Origin of the sequence: uncultured Shewanella sp. (assembly GCF_947495455.1) — a bacterium.
In the GTDB taxonomy this organism is placed as follows: domain Bacteria; phylum Pseudomonadota; class Gammaproteobacteria; order Enterobacterales; family Shewanellaceae; genus Shewanella.
Genome location: NZ_CANLZC010000114.1, coordinates 1 through 17,971, shown reverse-complemented (window position 1 = coordinate 17,971; position 17,971 = coordinate 1). Strand labels below are relative to the sequence as shown.

13 protein-coding genes are annotated in these 17,971 nt (G+C 38.6%); 7 read left to right on the top strand and 6 right to left on the bottom strand.

Going from position 1 to position 17,971, the window contains the following annotated elements:
- Positions 1–477 precede the first annotated feature (477 nt).
- Both Q0791_RS21185 and Q0791_RS21180 read left to right on the top strand, forming a co-directional pair.
- Complete coding sequence (locus Q0791_RS21185; RefSeq protein ID WP_299010935.1) at positions 478–1,932, top strand: protelomerase family protein; 1,455 nt, start codon at positions 478–480, stop codon at positions 1,930–1,932.
- A gap of 9 nt (positions 1,933–1,941) precedes the next feature.
- Positions 1,942–2,406 carry a hypothetical protein gene (locus Q0791_RS21180; protein ID WP_299010918.1) on the top strand — a complete coding sequence of 155 codons (465 nt, stop codon included), beginning with the start codon at positions 1,942–1,944 and terminating at the stop codon, positions 2,404–2,406.
- A 1,591-nt stretch (positions 2,407–3,997) separates the two neighbouring features.
- Here the strand turns inward: Q0791_RS21180 and Q0791_RS21175 are convergent.
- The 5 genes from Q0791_RS21175 to Q0791_RS21155 form a co-directional block, all read right to left on the bottom strand.
- Complete coding sequence (locus Q0791_RS21175; RefSeq protein WP_299010921.1) at positions 3,998–4,429, bottom strand: hypothetical protein; 432 nt, start codon at positions 4,427–4,429, stop codon at positions 3,998–4,000.
- Entirely contained in the window at positions 4,419–5,468 is a 1,050-nt protein-coding gene (locus Q0791_RS21170) for a hypothetical protein (protein WP_299010924.1), read from the bottom strand. Before Q0791_RS21170 ends, Q0791_RS21175 begins: the two co-directional genes overlap by 11 nt.
- A gap of 1,159 nt (positions 5,469–6,627) precedes the next feature.
- Positions 6,628–8,025, bottom strand: a complete 1,398-nt coding sequence (locus tag Q0791_RS21165; protein WP_299010927.1) for a primase-helicase family protein — start codon at positions 8,023–8,025, stop codon at positions 6,628–6,630.
- A 164-nt stretch (positions 8,026–8,189) separates the two neighbouring features.
- Positions 8,190–8,519: a hypothetical protein gene (locus Q0791_RS21160; protein ID WP_299010930.1), complete on the bottom strand. Its 330-nt coding sequence runs from the start codon at positions 8,517–8,519 to the stop codon at positions 8,190–8,192.
- 542 nt (positions 8,520–9,061) lie between these two features.
- Positions 9,062–9,364 carry a hypothetical protein gene (locus tag Q0791_RS21155; protein WP_299010933.1) on the bottom strand — a complete coding sequence of 101 codons (303 nt, stop codon included), beginning with the start codon at positions 9,362–9,364 and terminating at the stop codon, positions 9,062–9,064.
- Positions 9,365–10,438: 1,074 nt separating this feature from the next.
- Between Q0791_RS21155 and Q0791_RS21150 the strand changes: the two genes are divergently transcribed.
- From Q0791_RS21150 to Q0791_RS21130, 5 genes are all read left to right on the top strand, one after another.
- Positions 10,439–10,741, top strand: a complete 303-nt coding sequence (locus Q0791_RS21150; RefSeq protein WP_299010933.1) for a hypothetical protein — start codon at positions 10,439–10,441, stop codon at positions 10,739–10,741.
- Between the two features lie 542 nt (positions 10,742–11,283).
- On the top strand, positions 11,284–11,613 hold the full coding sequence (locus Q0791_RS21145; protein ID WP_299010930.1) for a hypothetical protein: 330 nt from the start codon (positions 11,284–11,286) through the stop codon (positions 11,611–11,613).
- A 164-nt stretch (positions 11,614–11,777) separates the two neighbouring features.
- Complete coding sequence (locus tag Q0791_RS21140; protein WP_299010927.1) at positions 11,778–13,175, top strand: primase-helicase family protein; 1,398 nt, start codon at positions 11,778–11,780, stop codon at positions 13,173–13,175.
- Positions 13,176–14,334: 1,159 nt separating this feature from the next.
- Positions 14,335–15,384 (top strand): hypothetical protein, encoded by a 1,050-nt coding sequence (locus tag Q0791_RS21135; protein WP_299010924.1) that lies wholly within the window; start codon positions 14,335–14,337, stop codon positions 15,382–15,384.
- Complete coding sequence (locus tag Q0791_RS21130) at positions 15,374–15,805, top strand: hypothetical protein (RefSeq protein ID WP_299010921.1); 432 nt, start codon at positions 15,374–15,376, stop codon at positions 15,803–15,805. The genes Q0791_RS21135 and Q0791_RS21130 overlap by 11 nt, the downstream gene beginning before the upstream one ends.
- Positions 15,806–17,396: 1,591 nt before the next feature.
- Here Q0791_RS21130 and Q0791_RS21125 read toward each other — a convergent pair.
- Positions 17,397–17,861 (bottom strand): hypothetical protein, encoded by a 465-nt coding sequence (locus tag Q0791_RS21125; RefSeq protein ID WP_299010918.1) that lies wholly within the window; start codon positions 17,859–17,861, stop codon positions 17,397–17,399.
- Positions 17,862–17,971: the final 110 nt, after the last annotated feature.

The following is a 17,971-nucleotide window of genomic DNA, read 5'->3' as shown; positions in this document are numbered from 1 at the left end:
CTTATTTCTTGCATGGTTCGAAAAGCAAATATTTCTGCTCCTTCATAATCAATTTTATTTCGCTTCTCTTTTAAAACCTTCTCTTTAGCGTTCATTTCGTAGCATCCTTATCTTTATTGAATGAGACCTTTTAGCTTCTATGTTTTAATGTAGCACATAAAATGAGACTAATCAAGTTACACCTATAATTATTCAAAATGAGACCAAACAGGTTGTATTTTTAAGCCCTTCAAATGAGACCATACACGTTACGTTTTTAAAATGAGACTTTTAGACCATACTATAATTATAGTATGGTCTAAAAGTCTCATTTTAAAAACGTAACGTGTATGGTCTCATTTGAAGGGCTTAAAAATACAACCTGTTTGGTCTCATTTTGAATAATTATAGGTGTAACTTGATTAGTCTCATTTTATGTGCTACATTAAAACATAGAAGCTAAAAGGTCTCATTCAATAAAGATAAGGATGCTACGAAATGAACGCTAAAGAGAAGGTTTTAAAAGAGAAGCGAAATAAAATTGATTATGAAGGAGCAGAAATATTTGCTTTTCGAACCATGCAAGAAATAAGGCTTAATGATGATACAAATAGCGTAAAAGCTCAGAAAGAAAGAAGGCTAGGAAAAAGCCTTATAGTCAAGCTAGCAGGGCGCTCTAGCCGTAATGAAGAGAACAAAGCCTCTCTAACATACTTTAATAGAGAAGTGACAAAGCTTAGGACAGCTATCAGGCATCATGGATTTATAAGACATGACTTTAACGATAAAATTTTATCACTTAGTAAAGAGTGTCCAATAGCTAAAAAAGAATTGTTGTCGCTGGTGGATATTAAGCACAATGAAGCTAAAAAAATGAAGTCTAATGTCATAGATAAATTGAGCAATAGACTTTCAAGAACCCAAGACGCTAAAAAAGTTACTCAGTTAAAAGACGTCATAAAGAAACTAAAAAAAATAAGTTATGAACCAGTGGTATTTGAGACCCTAGTCAGAACGGCGACACAAAAAGAAGATCTAAATAAAAGTGCTGAGGTGAGGATTGAGAAATACCACACTACACAACGCCCTGTGGACTATCACAAGACTTACGAGCTAATGGCAGAGCTATTAACCGCTGAACACAATTGGATGGCGCTAACGTTCGGTTTAGTCCTCGCTAGCGGTCGTCGCTCTGCTGAAATTGTATGCTATCTAGACGGCGAGTTTAAGAAAACGAAAAACAGTAATGAAGCGCTCTTTACTTCACGAGTTAAGACCAAAGAGGACAAGACTTTTAAAATCCCTCTGCTGGTGGACTATGCCACTTTTAGCAAAGCACTTGCCACGCTAAGACAGCATCCACGCATAGCTAAGCTAATCGGAAAGTACAAAGATGAAATCAACTACGATAAGCGTCACAAAGGCATAAACTCTAGCATTCAGCAACAATTGAACGAGTTTGTAAAAAACAGAATGGACGGTAAAGAGTGGGTTCTAAAAGATGGCCGCGCCATCTATGCGCGTATCACTTACGCCGAATATTCAGCCTCAGAAAAGAAGGCAGGCCGACTGCCTATGGCCGACGATTTATTTTTCAAACAAAAGCTAGGGCATACCGACTCCGCTACCCAGCAAAACTATAAGCAGTTTCAGATGGTCAATATTGAAAAGCTCAATCACAGAGAAGTGAAAAAGACCAAGGCCGAAGCCAAAGAACAAAGCCAAGAACGACGTGACCGGCTTTCAGAGTTAGCCAGTCTTTTTGAAACCGAAGCAATACAAGACCGTCGAGCATTCGTTAAATACGCTGAATGGGTGCTAGAGCAAGTCAAAGCCGAACCCGCAGCCAAGATAACCAGCTCATGGATTAAAGCCAGCCTAGGCGGTAATAAGGGCATTATTGCGGAGTTTGTGAGGCTGATTAAGGACGCTGAACTACAGCAAGCTTTTTAAGGAGGGGTTATGGATTTCAAGATTTATAATGGTGAATTTGATGACGTAGATCCTTATCAATTAGGCGTGGAAAGTTATCGACCTGATGTACCTTGCGATGAAGTTTATACTTATTGCCCTACAGAAATATTTAGCGATGGCAATGATGAGTCTAAAGCTAAATTTTTAAATAACTTTTGGGAGCAATTTGATAAAGGTTGGTTTTCAGTACAAAAAAAAGCTCGTAAAGAAAAAATAAAACAAAGGCTAACTGAGTTCAGGGCTGCTTTACCGTCCGTTGGTGACGAGGTTTATGTTGAATATGACACAACTAAAGGAACATATTATTTATGCAAAGTTTTATTTATTCCTGACCATAAGAAGTGTGTTGTTGTTCAATATCTAGACTCTAGTGAGAGATTAGCTATTGTTGGTGAATTTGAACTTTTTGCTACGTTCTACACAAAAGCAGAATATGAGAGAAGGCGAGAATAAACGAGATAGGGCGGGATCATTTATCAAATGATCCCCAAAACACTGAAACGGTTAACATGATCCCAACATAAAGAGCTAGGTTCTTCTGAGAAGAAAGGACTCCACGGGTGCCACACTCGCCAATTTTGCCACGTTTCACTATGAAAAATTGCCCCCCTTCTTCTTTCTCAAAAAACACACGTTGAGAAAGGGGGTCATTGAATAGTAAGAAATTTATAGCAAAAAAGAGAAGGGGGAAAAGCTGAAAAGAAGGGGGATTGTTACACCAGACACTGATACCCTTCCCCCTTTCTAGGGCATTCAAAGGTACTTGGAATAAGTTAGGCACCCACGATGCCAATACCCGCCATTTTCACCCCATTTCACTGTAAAAAAAGCCCGCCGTTCTTCTTTCTCGATAATCAGGATTTAAGAACGGCACTCATTGAATTTAAAAAGAATAAACGGCAAAAAAAGAACGGCAAAATCTAAAAAAGAACGGCGTTTTAGTAGTCTTGGTTCAATCACTCCCGCCGTTCTTGGGCATTCAAAGGTACTTCCAGAAAGTTAGGCACCAACGGTGCTAATACCCGCCAGTTTTACGACAATTAGCCCTCAAAATACTGGTTCTTTCTTCTTTGTCGCAAAAGAAAGAAGTAGCCTAAGATAGCCTGATAACTCAGTCTATTGCATGAAAAACCAAGAAAGAAGTAACCCCCAAAAGAAAGAACTTTTAACTTTTGCGTCCATGGACGCATTGTTAAAAAAGTTCTTTCTCAAAAGCCAACCTGAAAACGTAAAAGTAACCACAAAAAGCGAAAAGTTACCCCAAAAAAACGCGAAAAAGTGTGTAAAAGTAGCCTCAAAAAGTGAAAGTTTTGAGGTCAAAAGCCAAAAGTTAGACCGTAAATCTCTTCACCTTTAGAAAGATAGTGAAGCCTGAAAGCCTCATGTACAAAGGGATAGGGAGGGGGTAGGTCAAATCTCTACAGCTCTACTAATCCAGCACCGTATGGGTAAGACAATTTTTATTTGCGATTAATAAGAACTTTTTTCGTCCCAAAAGTATTAGATGCAAAAGACCAGGAGCGAACCCCTTTAAAAAACTGGCGCTTTTCAAAACAAAAAGGTACTTGTTGAAGCAAGGTAGTGAATGGGGGCTTGGAGGCGTTCGAACGCCCTAACTTTTGCGAAATAAAAAACCTATTTCCATTTCCGCTTTTGCGCATTATTCAGTAATAAAATTGCGCACTGCGCAGTAATTTTTTTGCGCACTGCGCAGCTCTCTAAGCCGCATGTAGACTCAACTTTTAATTTTTATTGTGCAAGAAAATTGCGCATATTTTCGATTTAAAATAGTGCGCATTTTCGAAACGGAACTACACGCAATTTAATTGTGCACAAGCGGAAGTGAAGGCGTAAAAAAAGGGCTGGGAACCTGAGCATTTCAACAATAAACCACGGCTACAAGACTCGCGGTCTAAAACAGTTTTTCCACCCCACTAGGCGTCGGCAGCAGGTCTTTTACCACTAGGGTGGAAAAGTTCAGGCTACATGCTGCTTTCAAGGAATTTGAAACCACAATATCAGGGCTTCTACTGCCGAAATTAGCCTATTTATCTTTGCAGTCAGCTTGGGATAAAACAAAGACTTTATATGACGCATTACGTGAAAAATAAGCTTCATTACTGCATTCTTGATAGCCTTGTTCTTGAATTTTCTCTCGTGTCATCGAATCTAAAACCAAGCCTATGACACCACCAATAATAGAAAATAACAGTAAGAAAGTGCCTATAGGTAGAGGTATGTTTTTCTTAGTTATCAATTTATAAAACAAGCAGATAAATAAAAACAACAAACAACCAAACATAATCCAATAAGATATATTATTCAATAATCCAGCTACCTGTAATCGAGTTGCTACACCAACTTGATTATATAATTGAATCGAATTGATCCCTCCTTCAATAGATAAATAAAAAAAGATGGAAACAATTAACAAACTAGCACTGAGTTTTAAAGGAGAAATACGATTAGATTTCATTAATCAAGCCTTCAATCTTATTCAACATATCATCGGTGTATTTATATTGATTATCTAACTCTGAAATTTTGTATCCAATGATAAAACATGCCACAGCAAAGAATGCAACTTGGCCAACTACAGGTACCATGAAACCAACTGTAGACAAAGCATAAGTCCCTCCAACAACAAAACTTTGAGCTATGACGCCCGTTGCAACTCCTTTAGCTACATCAGCAGAAAAGCGTTTAACGACTTCCCTTAATGTAACCTCATCATTCATCATATAATCGGCAGCATTCACTGCACCACTAAATGCTATTTCAACGATAATATTGGCTTTGAAAAAGTGAGCATTGCCATAAAATGTATTCAATCCCAGTCCCATTTTAAGCATTTGCGGGGTACTTCTTTGCCAGCGTGTCCCTAAATCTAAATATTTAGGCTTATAATTTTCGATGACAATATGATCAACCCCATTAATCACTACAGCTCTGGCCGATGCTCCAAAAGAATTAAGCGTCTTACCCAATGAATAAGCTGAATTTAACCCCATCGCTAACCCTGTGTAATTTTTACCTTCTGACATATTGTCATAAGCACTATTTTTCTGAAGATTTTCTAGGTATTCCTCAGCTTCTTCCAACGTTAGCAAAGCCAGTGAAACCGTATCCTGTTTAGAAAAATCCCATTGAATGTCATAACGCTCTCGCTTTGTAAAATCTTCCGCAGGCCAATGCATATTATTAGGGTTCATTTTTACCCCAGTTGAAACCTGAGTTGTCTCTGGAACAATTGATCTTCTCTCTTGCGCTTCCCTTAATTGAATGTACTTGTCTTGTTCACGTACACGATAATCTCTTATCGCTTTTTCCTTTGCTTCTCTGGCTGGCCTTTCTGCCTCACGTATTTGTCTTTCTCTCTCCAAATACTCCACATGTTCCACTATTCGCTGTTTTTGCTGCCTAAGAACCTTCTCTTTCGGAGTTAATCGACATGGTGGACGAGGCTCAGGCTTAGCCCTTTGCTTTGTATTACAAAAATAACAGTTACAACCCATTACAGTCCCTTGTTTAAATGCGAAAAAAAAAGAAAACAGAAATACACATAACTAATTGCTAATTCAAGTTTTATTGATAGAAATCTAGGGCTATATCCCATAATACAAATAAAAAAGGTACTTTGACGGTACTTGAAATCCTACGGGTTTGTATACCCGCAGAACCTCTCTCGCTGTGAAAATTTTTCATTTTTAGGACTTCCGGTTCCGCTTTTTTGCTTTTTCCTTGGTTTTACTGGGATTGAAGCAGTTTTAAGGCCAAAAAAAAGCGGAAATCCCCCCCTAAAAATCACCAATATTCATCAAAGTGACTTCCGCTTTTGCGAAAAAATCAAAACCTACCCACTAAAACGGCGATTTAAGCCACTTTCTCACCGACCACGCAAAAAACCACATCAATCAATAAACACCTCTTAGAAGCTTTTAGAGCGCTTTGGAGCGTAGCGGAAGCTGGGAGCGGAGCGAAACGCAAGGGGTAAGCTCTCCATCCCCGCGCAGCCCGTAGGGCGTAGCTCTTGTCGAGACAACGTTCAATCAATGCAATGCCAGTGCGTCACCTATGCAATTATGCAACAGCGAGGCGATCCCCTTCCTGCTAGACCGCTTTTATAGCTCCTAGCAATACCTCAGCCCGTCAGACAGCCGTAGGCAAAGTCATCTTGCAGTGTCCGAAGGTTTCTTTTGATTTTGTTTTTAGCTTTGATTTTTTAGTTAAGTTATTAATTTATTTATATTTATTATATTTATATTTATATTTATAATTTAGTGGTCATAGGTGGTCATAGCATGGTCATAGTGCGGTCATAGTAGCGGTCATAGTAATATATCATTAAAAATACATAATAATCAGTAGCTTAGTGTAGGTGGTCATAGTGGTCATAGCAAAAGAGACCTTCTCATAAAAAAAAATAATCAAAAAAAAGAAGGTAATTTCAGGTAAAAAAAATATATATAGCAATTTTAAAAAAAAACCTATGACCAGTATGACCACCCTGACCAGCCCAGTTGTGGCGCGGGTTTGCGTGGTCATACTATATTTTCTTGGTCATAGTAATACTGTGACCACCCATGACCAAAACTTATTTATGGTCAAAAAAAAACCTACTTTTAAGAAAGTAGGCTTCATTTTTTTAACGCTATTTGTAGTGTTTTTTTTGGATTACCATTTTAAATCGGCATTAATGTATTCTGAAAATGAATCTCTGATTTTGTCGATGTCTGGAAACTCTTTACATCTTTGTCTGCCACCACCTTGAGTTCTTGGTCTTGAATCCACAGCTCCCAACCTAATTAACAGCTTGCCTATCTTGATTTTTACATCCCCCCAGACTTTCAGATCATGAGCTTTTAACCATTCTTCGGCGTGTTGCTCTATGTCGGCATTAGGTAAACGCTTAGGCCAAGGCACGTTTATAGAAAATCCGCCTTCAAGTAAAATTGTGTACAGCCATTTATCTAAAGGCTCTAAGTTATCAATTTTTTGCTGAGTCAAAGCGTCAGTCTTAGGTACGTTTCTTGGCTCAAACTCGCTTATATCAAGGTTTTTGAGGTAGTGATAAAGCTTGCTTGGAAAGTCAGGGTCTTTGATGGCATTATGCAGAGCATTAAAATACTCTCTGTTTTGTTTCTTTTCCTCTGATACTTCCAAATATAAATATCGGCGCTCGTCGCGCTCAATCTTGATTACGTTTTCGTGGTTTGTAGCCATGATGATACGAGCAAAGCAGGGGACGCTTATACGGTCTTGGCCTTTGCGCTCGATGGTGTTTAGCCGCTCTGTAATCATTGTTTTCAAGCGGTCTGTAGAGCCTTTAGAGCCTGCGAAAAACTCATCCGCAAAGACTAGAAGCTTGTTTTCTAGTTGAGCATTGAATTTGCCTATAACTTGTTCGGGACTTTGTGCATGAAGATAATGAGAGCCAATGATTTTACCGATGGGGTCAACGAACGTCCCTTTACCAGTACCTTGTCCCGCTTTTAGGACAATGGCTACCTCTGGCTTTTCTTCTGGTTTCTGGATTAGGTGAGCTAACCATTGAATGACGTATTCATACGAGTTTTTATCACCGTTACAGATGATTTTATAAACGTGTCTTAGATAGATTTCGACGTCTGACTTTTCGCATTCCATCGGCTCGCAGCCGCGCCCCATGTACGTGTTGAGCTTGCCACGGTGAAACTTGGTTTCAATTGGGTGAAATGTTAGGCCATATTTAGAGGAATGGCTTTCAGGGCTTTCAAGCCAATATTTAGCAGGGTTTACAAGTTTTGTGGCTCGGTCTCCATTCTCTTTTGTTATTTGAATTTCAAGTTTTTCTGAGTCTCTATGAGCGTCGATAAATTCTTTTTGGTTGAAGAACTCAAGATAGTTATGTCCGAAAGCGTCAGTGTTGTGTCTGAGTACGTAGTTCTTACCGCCGTGGACTAGCGTTGTGTAGACTTTATTGAAGTCGTTTATTACTTGGGATTCGCTATTGATGGGGATTATGTTGTTTTTATCTGCGTTTTGCTGTTCTATAGAGGGATCTATAGATAGATTTGTATTGTTATCTTCCATGCATTGTCTCACTTGGTCATGTGAAAGTCGGCTAAAAAGCTTGCGGAAGGCTCGCCGACCAAAGAGAGCTTTTCGCTTGGGTTTATAAAGTCCAAGCTATCCGCTTTAATATTATCGTTTACCTTGTTAATACTTTTCAAGGCTATACCGCAATTTTTCATTACTTAAGCCAACCTTTTTGCTGGTGCAGGTCTTATGCCTTTGAACTCGCCGATTTCATGGCATTGGCGAATTAAATCTGATGATATTTGAGTCCAGTTAACTTTATCGTGACAGCGTTTGTCTTGCGTTGGGTATGCTTGTTGCCACCAGTGAAGATCAGCTAATGAGAACAGCCAAGGAACCTTTATTTGTCCTAATTTGAGGGCTATTACTTGGTTCGTCGCTCTCGCGTAAAAGTAGTATTTTGTCTTGTTAAAGCCCATAGCTTGAAAACTAGGCTTTAACGCGCTTGCTACAGATAGATCTGTAGCGCCATGCGTTGATTCTTTCATTTTTATATTCCATTTTTGGGTTTGAAACCATCTAGCGGGATGGGTTCTTAACACGCTCTTTGCGAGTATGTTTTTTATTCAGATTGGACGATAACATACTTTTTTTTTCGCTTAAAGAAAAAGAGGAAGTTAACAACAAGAATAAAAAATAGGTAAAAAAAACCCGCTATTGAAGCGGGTATTTCCGAAAGCGATTCGATAGTAATGGATGGAATGACCACTACTAATCTCTGCCATATCTGGCGCGGCCGCTATTCCGCTGCTCTCTGTGTGTTTCTCGTAGGCGGGGGGCCTCGTTGAAACTAGATTTTTGCATGACGCTAAAATCTATAATTTTTTTTAGTGAAAATTACATAAATGAAATATTCACTCAGACAGAATGTACACAAGTTTTAGTTGTTTTTACAGAGAAAAAGGTCAGTTGAGTGACACCTTTTTCTCTTTCGTTATACTTTTTGTATATTATCTTTTTGTTTTTTCTCAAGTAAAAAAAGGTTAACTTTTTTGGTGTAGCAATGGGTCTCATTAGGCTTTGATGGGTCTCAATGTGTCTCATTTTCCGTTAAGCTCCCCGATTTTTTGGGGCGTAGCTCAAATGCAAAGTTTGATAACTCCTCACAATGAGATGACAGCTCTTTGATGTTTCGTTCAAATATATTGATGCAGTGCAATGATTCCTCTGAGTTGATATCGTAACCCGCCTCAAAGTGTTCCTTCACTATTCGAGTGAATGTCAGCGCTTCATCTACTTTGCTTGAATGCTCATATATTTTGCTTTCAAGGTCGAAAATGGTTGGTTGCGCGTTTTTGTTGGATTCTTGCTCTGTAGGTCGGTTATCATTCATTTATGTCATGTCCTTATTTTGATAGGTCAGTGAGGCTTGATTAGCTGGTGATTCGGGGGGCAACCCGTCCACCAGCGACCATTCAAGTAGATCATCTTCCGCTTTAAATATCAACACCTATTCGTGTCCTTTTTTTGCAATGTGCTTTGCTAAACAAGCTTGTTTCCTTTCTTAATTGTATATATATCCTTTATATTCATACGGATATGATTTTTAGTTGTAGGTTAAGTGTCTAAATATTGATTTCAAATGAGACCTTTTTTTACGAGTGCTATTACCATTGACTATCTGTTGATTTACCTCCATTTACCTACTTATTATCTATTGGAAACCGTTATTAATTTTTGTTTGTTTTCGGATGTGTTTTTATGTCTTGTGTTTATTTAAAAATGTCGGGCTTGAAACTTTTAATTGAGACCAATCAAGTTGTAACTTGCAACGAAACAAAATGAGACCAATCTAGTTACCTGTGACTTAAAATAAAATGAGACCTATCAAGTTACCGCTAAAGTATGAGACTTTTAGGCCATACTATAATTATAGTATGGTCTAAAGGTCTCATGTTTTAGTGGTAACTTGATAGGTCTCATTTTATTTTAAGTCACAGGTAACTAGATTGGTCTCATTTTGTTTCGTTGCAAGTTACAACTTGATTGGTCTCAATTAAAAGTTTCAAGCCCGACATTTTTAAATAAACACAAGACATAAAAACACATCCGAAAACAAACAAAAATTAATAACGGTTTCCAATAGATAATAAGTAGGTAAATGGAGGTAAATCAACAGATAGTCAATGGTAATAGCACTCGTAAAAAAAGGTCTCATTTGAAATCAATATTTAGACACTTAACCTACAACTAAAAATCATATCCGTATGAATATAAAGGATATATATACAATTAAGAAAGGAAACAAGCTTGTTTAGCAAAGCACATTGCAAAAAAAGGACACGAATAGGTGTTGATATTTAAAGCGGAAGATGATCTACTTGAATGGTCGCTGGTGGACGGGTTGCCCCCCGAATCACCAGCTAATCAAGCCTCACTGACCTATCAAAATAAGGACATGACATAAATGAATGATAACCGACCTACAGAGCAAGAATCCAACAAAAACGCGCAACCAACCATTTTCGACCTTGAAAGCAAAATATATGAGCATTCAAGCAAAGTAGATGAAGCGCTGACATTCACTCGAATAGTGAAGGAACACTTTGAGGCGGGTTACGATATCAACTCAGAGGAATCATTGCACTGCATCAATATATTTGAACGAAACATCAAAGAGCTGTCATCTCATTGTGAGGAGTTATCAAACTTTGCATTTGAGCTACGCCCCAAAAAATCGGGGAGCTTAACGGAAAATGAGACACATTGAGACCCATCAAAGCCTAATGAGACCCATTGCTACACCAAAAAAGTTAACCTTTTTTTACTTGAGAAAAAACAAAAAGATAATATACAAAAAGTATAACGAAAGAGAAAAAGGTGTCACTCAACTGACCTTTTTCTCTGTAAAAACAACTAAAACTTGTGTACATTCTGTCTGAGTGAATATTTCATTTATGTAATTTTCACTAAAAAAAATTATAGATTTTAGCGTCATGCAAAAATCTAGTTTCAACGAGGCCCCCCGCCTACGAGAAACACACAGAGAGCAGCGGAATAGCGGCCGCGCCAGATATGGCAGAGATTAGTAGTGGTCATTCCATCCATTACTATCGAATCGCTTTCGGAAATACCCGCTTCAATAGCGGGTTTTTTTTACCTATTTTTTATTCTTGTTGTTAACTTCCTCTTTTTCTTTAAGCGAAAAAAAAAGTATGTTATCGTCCAATCTGAATAAAAAACATACTCGCAAAGAGCGTGTTAAGAACCCATCCCGCTAGATGGTTTCAAACCCAAAAATGGAATATAAAAATGAAAGAATCAACGCATGGCGCTACAGATCTATCTGTAGCAAGCGCGTTAAAGCCTAGTTTTCAAGCTATGGGCTTTAACAAGACAAAATACTACTTTTACGCGAGAGCGACGAACCAAGTAATAGCCCTCAAATTAGGACAAATAAAGGTTCCTTGGCTGTTCTCATTAGCTGATCTTCACTGGTGGCAACAAGCATACCCAACGCAAGACAAACGCTGTCACGATAAAGTTAACTGGACTCAAATATCATCAGATTTAATTCGCCAATGCCATGAAATCGGCGAGTTCAAAGGCATAAGACCTGCACCAGCAAAAAGGTTGGCTTAAGTAATGAAAAATTGCGGTATAGCCTTGAAAAGTATTAACAAGGTAAACGATAATATTAAAGCGGATAGCTTGGACTTTATAAACCCAAGCGAAAAGCTCTCTTTGGTCGGCGAGCCTTCCGCAAGCTTTTTAGCCGACTTTCACATGACCAAGTGAGACAATGCATGGAAGATAACAATACAAATCTATCTATAGATCCCTCTATAGAACAGCAAAACGCAGATAAAAACAACATAATCCCCATCAATAGCGAATCCCAAGTAATAAACGACTTCAATAAAGTCTACACAACGCTAGTCCACGGCGGTAAGAACTACGTACTCAGACACAACACTGACGCTTTCGGACATAACTATCTTGAGTTCTTCAACCAAAAAGAATTTATCGACGCTCATAGAGACTCAGAAAAACTTGAAATTCAAATAACAAAAGAGAATGGAGACCGAGCCACAAAACTTGTAAACCCTGCTAAATATTGGCTTGAAAGCCCTGAAAGCCATTCCTCTAAATATGGCCTAACATTTCACCCAATTGAAACCAAGTTTCACCGTGGCAAGCTCAACACGTACATGGGGCGCGGCTGCGAGCCGATGGAATGCGAAAAGTCAGACGTCGAAATCTATCTAAGACACGTTTATAAAATCATCTGTAACGGTGATAAAAACTCGTATGAATACGTCATTCAATGGTTAGCTCACCTAATCCAGAAACCAGAAGAAAAGCCAGAGGTAGCCATTGTCCTAAAAGCGGGACAAGGTACTGGTAAAGGGACGTTCGTTGACCCCATCGGTAAAATCATTGGCTCTCATTATCTTCATGCACAAAGTCCCGAACAAGTTATAGGCAAATTCAATGCTCAACTAGAAAACAAGCTTCTAGTCTTTGCGGATGAGTTTTTCGCAGGCTCTAAAGGCTCTACAGACCGCTTGAAAACAATGATTACAGAGCGGCTAAACACCATCGAGCGCAAAGGCCAAGACCGTATAAGCGTCCCCTGCTTTGCTCGTATCATCATGGCTACAAACCACGAAAACGTAATCAAGATTGAGCGCGACGAGCGCCGATATTTATATTTGGAAGTATCAGAGGAAAAGAAACAAAACAGAGAGTATTTTAATGCTCTGCATAATGCCATCAAAGACCCTGACTTTCCAAGCAAGCTTTATCACTACCTCAAAAACCTTGATATAAGCGAGTTTGAGCCAAGAAACGTACCTAAGACTGACGCTTTGACTCAGCAAAAAATTGATAACTTAGAGCCTTTAGATAAATGGCTGTACACAATTTTACTTGAAGGCGGATTTTCTATAAACGTGCCTTGGCCTAAGCGTTTACCTAATGCCGACATAGAGCAACACGCCGAAGAATGGTTAAAAGCTCATGATCTGAAAGTCTGGGGGGATGTAAAAATCAAGATAGGCAAGCTGTTAATTAGGTTGGGAGCTGTGGATTCAAGACCAAGAACTCAAGGTGGTGGCAGACAAAGATGTAAAGAGTTTCCAGACATCGACAAAATCAGAGATTCATTTTCAGAATACATTAATGCCGATTTAAAATGGTAATCCAAAAAAAACACTACAAATAGCGTTAAAAAAATGAAGCCTACTTTCTTAAAAGTAGGTTTTTTTTTGACCATAAATAAGTTTTGGTCATGGGTGGTCACAGTATTACTATGACCAAGAAAATATAGTATGACCACGCAAACCCGCGCCACAACTGGGCTGGTCAGGGTGGTCATACTGGTCATAGGTTTTTTTTTAAAATTGCTATATATATTTTTTTTACCTGAAATTACCTTCTTTTTTTTGATTATTTTTTTTTATGAGAAGGTCTCTTTTGCTATGACCACTATGACCACCTACACTAAGCTACTGATTATTATGTATTTTTAATGATATATTACTATGACCGCTACTATGACCGCACTATGACCATGCTATGACCACCTATGACCACTAAATTATAAATATAAATATAAATATAATAAATATAAATAAATTAATAACTTAACTAAAAAATCAAAGCTAAAAACAAAATCAAAAGAAACCTTCGGACACTGCAAGATGACTTTGCCTACGGCTGTCTGACGGGCTGAGGTATTGCTAGGAGCTATAAAAGCGGTCTAGCAGGAAGGGGATCGCCTCGCTGTTGCATAATTGCATAGGTGACGCACTGGCATTGCATTGATTGAACGTTGTCTCGACAAGAGCTACGCCCTACGGGCTGCGCGGGGATGGAGAGCTTACCCCTTGCGTTTCGCTCCGCTCCCAGCTTCCGCTACGCTCCAAAGCGCTCTAAAAGCTTCTAAGAGGTGTTTATTGATTGATGTGGTTTTTTGCGTGGTCGGTGAGAAAGTGGCTTAAATCGCCGTTTTAGTGGGTAGGTTTTGATTTTTTCGCAAAAGCGGAAGTCACTTTGATGAATATTGGTGATTTTTAGGGGGGGATTTCCGCTTTTTTTTGGCCTTAAAACTGCTTCAATCCCAGTAAAACCAAGGAAAAAGCAAAAAAGCGGAACCGGAAGTCCTAAAAATGAAAAATTTTCACAGCGAGAGAGGTTCTGCGGGTATACAAACCCGTAGGATTTCAAGTACCGTCAAAGTACCTTTTTTATTTGTATTATGGGATATAGCCCTAGATTTCTATCAATAAAACTTGAATTAGCAATTAGTTATGTGTATTTCTGTTTTCTTTTTTTTTCGCATTTAAACAAGGGACTGTAATGGGTTGTAACTGTTATTTTTGTAATACAAAGCAAAGGGCTAAGCCTGAGCCTCGTCCACCATGTCGATTAACTCCGAAAGAGAAGGTTCTTAGGCAGCAAAAACAGCGAATAGTGGAACATGTGGAGTATTTGGAGAGAGAAAGACAAATACGTGAGGCAGAAAGGCCAGCCAGAGAAGCAAAGGAAAAAGCGATAAGAGATTATCGTGTACGTGAACAAGACAAGTACATTCAATTAAGGGAAGCGCAAGAGAGAAGATCAATTGTTCCAGAGACAACTCAGGTTTCAACTGGGGTAAAAATGAACCCTAATAATATGCATTGGCCTGCGGAAGATTTTACAAAGCGAGAGCGTTATGACATTCAATGGGATTTTTCTAAACAGGATACGGTTTCACTGGCTTTGCTAACGTTGGAAGAAGCTGAGGAATACCTAGAAAATCTTCAGAAAAATAGTGCTTATGACAATATGTCAGAAGGTAAAAATTACACAGGGTTAGCGATGGGGTTAAATTCAGCTTATTCATTGGGTAAGACGCTTAATTCTTTTGGAGCATCGGCCAGAGCTGTAGTGATTAATGGGGTTGATCATATTGTCATCGAAAATTATAAGCCTAAATATTTAGATTTAGGGACACGCTGGCAAAGAAGTACCCCGCAAATGCTTAAAATGGGACTGGGATTGAATACATTTTATGGCAATGCTCACTTTTTCAAAGCCAATATTATCGTTGAAATAGCATTTAGTGGTGCAGTGAATGCTGCCGATTATATGATGAATGATGAGGTTACATTAAGGGAAGTCGTTAAACGCTTTTCTGCTGATGTAGCTAAAGGAGTTGCAACGGGCGTCATAGCTCAAAGTTTTGTTGTTGGAGGGACTTATGCTTTGTCTACAGTTGGTTTCATGGTACCTGTAGTTGGCCAAGTTGCATTCTTTGCTGTGGCATGTTTTATCATTGGATACAAAATTTCAGAGTTAGATAATCAATATAAATACACCGATGATATGTTGAATAAGATTGAAGGCTTGATTAATGAAATCTAATCGTATTTCTCCTTTAAAACTCAGTGCTAGTTTGTTAATTGTTTCCATCTTTTTTTATTTATCTATTGAAGGAGGGATCAATTCGATTCAATTATATAATCAAGTTGGTGTAGCAACTCGATTACAGGTAGCTGGATTATTGAATAATATATCTTATTGGATTATGTTTGGTTGTTTGTTGTTTTTATTTATCTGCTTGTTTTATAAATTGATAACTAAGAAAAACATACCTCTACCTATAGGCACTTTCTTACTGTTATTTTCTATTATTGGTGGTGTCATAGGCTTGGTTTTAGATTCGATGACACGAGAGAAAATTCAAGAACAAGGCTATCAAGAATGCAGTAATGAAGCTTATTTTTCACGTAATGCGTCATATAAAGTCTTTGTTTTATCCCAAGCTGACTGCAAAGATAAATAGGCTAATTTCGGCAGTAGAAGCCCTGATATTGTGGTTTCAAATTCCTTGAAAGCAGCATGTAGCCTGAACTTTTCCACCCTAGTGGTAAAAGACCTGCTGCCGACGCCTAGTGGGGTGGAAAAACTGTTTTAGACCGCGAGTCTTGTAGCCGTGGTTTATTGTTGAAATGCTCAGGTTCCCAGCCCTTTTTTTACGCCTTCACTTCCGCTTGTGCACAATTAAATTGCGTGTAGTTCCGTTTCGAAAATGCGCACTATTTTAAATCGAAAATATGCGCAATTTTCTTGCACAATAAAAATTAAAAGTTGAGTCTACATGCGGCTTAGAGAGCTGCGCAGTGCGCAAAAAAATTACTGCGCAGTGCGCAATTTTATTACTGAATAATGCGCAAAAGCGGAAATGGAAATAGGTTTTTTATTTCGCAAAAGTTAGGGCGTTCGAACGCCTCCAAGCCCCCATTCACTACCTTGCTTCAACAAGTACCTTTTTGTTTTGAAAAGCGCCAGTTTTTTAAAGGGGTTCGCTCCTGGTCTTTTGCATCTAATACTTTTGGGACGAAAAAAGTTCTTATTAATCGCAAATAAAAATTGTCTTACCCATACGGTGCTGGATTAGTAGAGCTGTAGAGATTTGACCTACCCCCTCCCTATCCCTTTGTACATGAGGCTTTCAGGCTTCACTATCTTTCTAAAGGTGAAGAGATTTACGGTCTAACTTTTGGCTTTTGACCTCAAAACTTTCACTTTTTGAGGCTACTTTTACACACTTTTTCGCGTTTTTTTGGGGTAACTTTTCGCTTTTTGTGGTTACTTTTACGTTTTCAGGTTGGCTTTTGAGAAAGAACTTTTTTAACAATGCGTCCATGGACGCAAAAGTTAAAAGTTCTTTCTTTTGGGGGTTACTTCTTTCTTGGTTTTTCATGCAATAGACTGAGTTATCAGGCTATCTTAGGCTACTTCTTTCTTTTGCGACAAAGAAGAAAGAACCAGTATTTTGAGGGCTAATTGTCGTAAAACTGGCGGGTATTAGCACCGTTGGTGCCTAACTTTCTGGAAGTACCTTTGAATGCCCAAGAACGGCGGGAGTGATTGAACCAAGACTACTAAAACGCCGTTCTTTTTTAGATTTTGCCGTTCTTTTTTTGCCGTTTATTCTTTTTAAATTCAATGAGTGCCGTTCTTAAATCCTGATTATCGAGAAAGAAGAACGGCGGGCTTTTTTTACAGTGAAATGGGGTGAAAATGGCGGGTATTGGCATCGTGGGTGCCTAACTTATTCCAAGTACCTTTGAATGCCCTAGAAAGGGGGAAGGGTATCAGTGTCTGGTGTAACAATCCCCCTTCTTTTCAGCTTTTCCCCCTTCTCTTTTTTGCTATAAATTTCTTACTATTCAATGACCCCCTTTCTCAACGTGTGTTTTTTGAGAAAGAAGAAGGGGGGCAATTTTTCATAGTGAAACGTGGCAAAATTGGCGAGTGTGGCACCCGTGGAGTCCTTTCTTCTCAGAAGAACCTAGCTCTTTATGTTGGGATCATGTTAACCGTTTCAGTGTTTTGGGGATCATTTGATAAATGATCCCGCCCTATCTCGTTTATTCTCGCCTTCTCTCATATTCTGCTTTTGTGTAGAACGTAGCAAAAAGTTCAAATTCACCAACAATAGCTAATCTCTCACTAGAGTCTAGATATTGAACAACAACACACTTCTTATGGTCAGGAATAAATAAAACTTTGCATAAATAATATGTTCCTTTAGTTGTGTCATATTCAACATAAACCTCGTCACCAACGGACGGTAAAGCAGCCCTGAACTCAGTTAGCCTTTGTTTTATTTTTTCTTTACGAGCTTTTTTTTGTACTGAAAACCAACCTTTATCAAATTGCTCCCAAAAGTTATTTAAAAATTTAGCTTTAGACTCATCATTGCCATCGCTAAATATTTCTGTAGGGCAATAAGTATAAACTTCATCGCAAGGTACATCAGGTCGATAACTTTCCACGCCTAATTGATAAGGATCTACGTCATCAAATTCACCATTATAAATCTTGAAATCCATAACCCCTCCTTAAAAAGCTTGCTGTAGTTCAGCGTCCTTAATCAGCCTCACAAACTCCGCAATAATGCCCTTATTACCGCCTAGGCTGGCTTTAATCCATGAGCTGGTTA

What these genes read in the sequence shown, in the direction of transcription:
- Q0791_RS21145 (WP_299010930.1), top strand. Translation starts at nt 11,284, where the DNA reads ATGAAAGAATCAACGCATGGCGCTACAGATCTATCTGTAGCAAGCGCG.
- Q0791_RS21180 (WP_299010918.1), top strand. Translation starts at nt 1,942, where the DNA reads ATGGATTTCAAGATTTATAATGGTGAATTTGATGACGTAGATCCTTAT.
- Q0791_RS21165 (WP_299010927.1), bottom strand. Translation starts at nt 8,025, where the DNA reads ATGGAAGATAACAATACAAATCTATCTATAGATCCCTCTATAGAACAG.
- Q0791_RS21130 (WP_299010921.1), top strand. Translation starts at nt 15,374, where the DNA reads ATGAAATCTAATCGTATTTCTCCTTTAAAACTCAGTGCTAGTTTGTTA.
- Q0791_RS21155 (WP_299010933.1), bottom strand. Translation starts at nt 9,364, where the DNA reads ATGAATGATAACCGACCTACAGAGCAAGAATCCAACAAAAACGCGCAA.
- Q0791_RS21185 (WP_299010935.1), top strand. Translation starts at nt 478, where the DNA reads ATGAACGCTAAAGAGAAGGTTTTAAAAGAGAAGCGAAATAAAATTGAT.
- Q0791_RS21125 (WP_299010918.1), bottom strand. Translation starts at nt 17,861, where the DNA reads ATGGATTTCAAGATTTATAATGGTGAATTTGATGACGTAGATCCTTAT.
- Q0791_RS21140 (WP_299010927.1), top strand. Translation starts at nt 11,778, where the DNA reads ATGGAAGATAACAATACAAATCTATCTATAGATCCCTCTATAGAACAG.
- Q0791_RS21135 (WP_299010924.1), top strand. Translation starts at nt 14,335, where the DNA reads ATGGGTTGTAACTGTTATTTTTGTAATACAAAGCAAAGGGCTAAGCCT.
- Q0791_RS21160 (WP_299010930.1), bottom strand. Translation starts at nt 8,519, where the DNA reads ATGAAAGAATCAACGCATGGCGCTACAGATCTATCTGTAGCAAGCGCG.
- Q0791_RS21150 (WP_299010933.1), top strand. Translation starts at nt 10,439, where the DNA reads ATGAATGATAACCGACCTACAGAGCAAGAATCCAACAAAAACGCGCAA.
- Q0791_RS21170 (WP_299010924.1), bottom strand. Translation starts at nt 5,468, where the DNA reads ATGGGTTGTAACTGTTATTTTTGTAATACAAAGCAAAGGGCTAAGCCT.
- Q0791_RS21175 (WP_299010921.1), bottom strand. Translation starts at nt 4,429, where the DNA reads ATGAAATCTAATCGTATTTCTCCTTTAAAACTCAGTGCTAGTTTGTTA.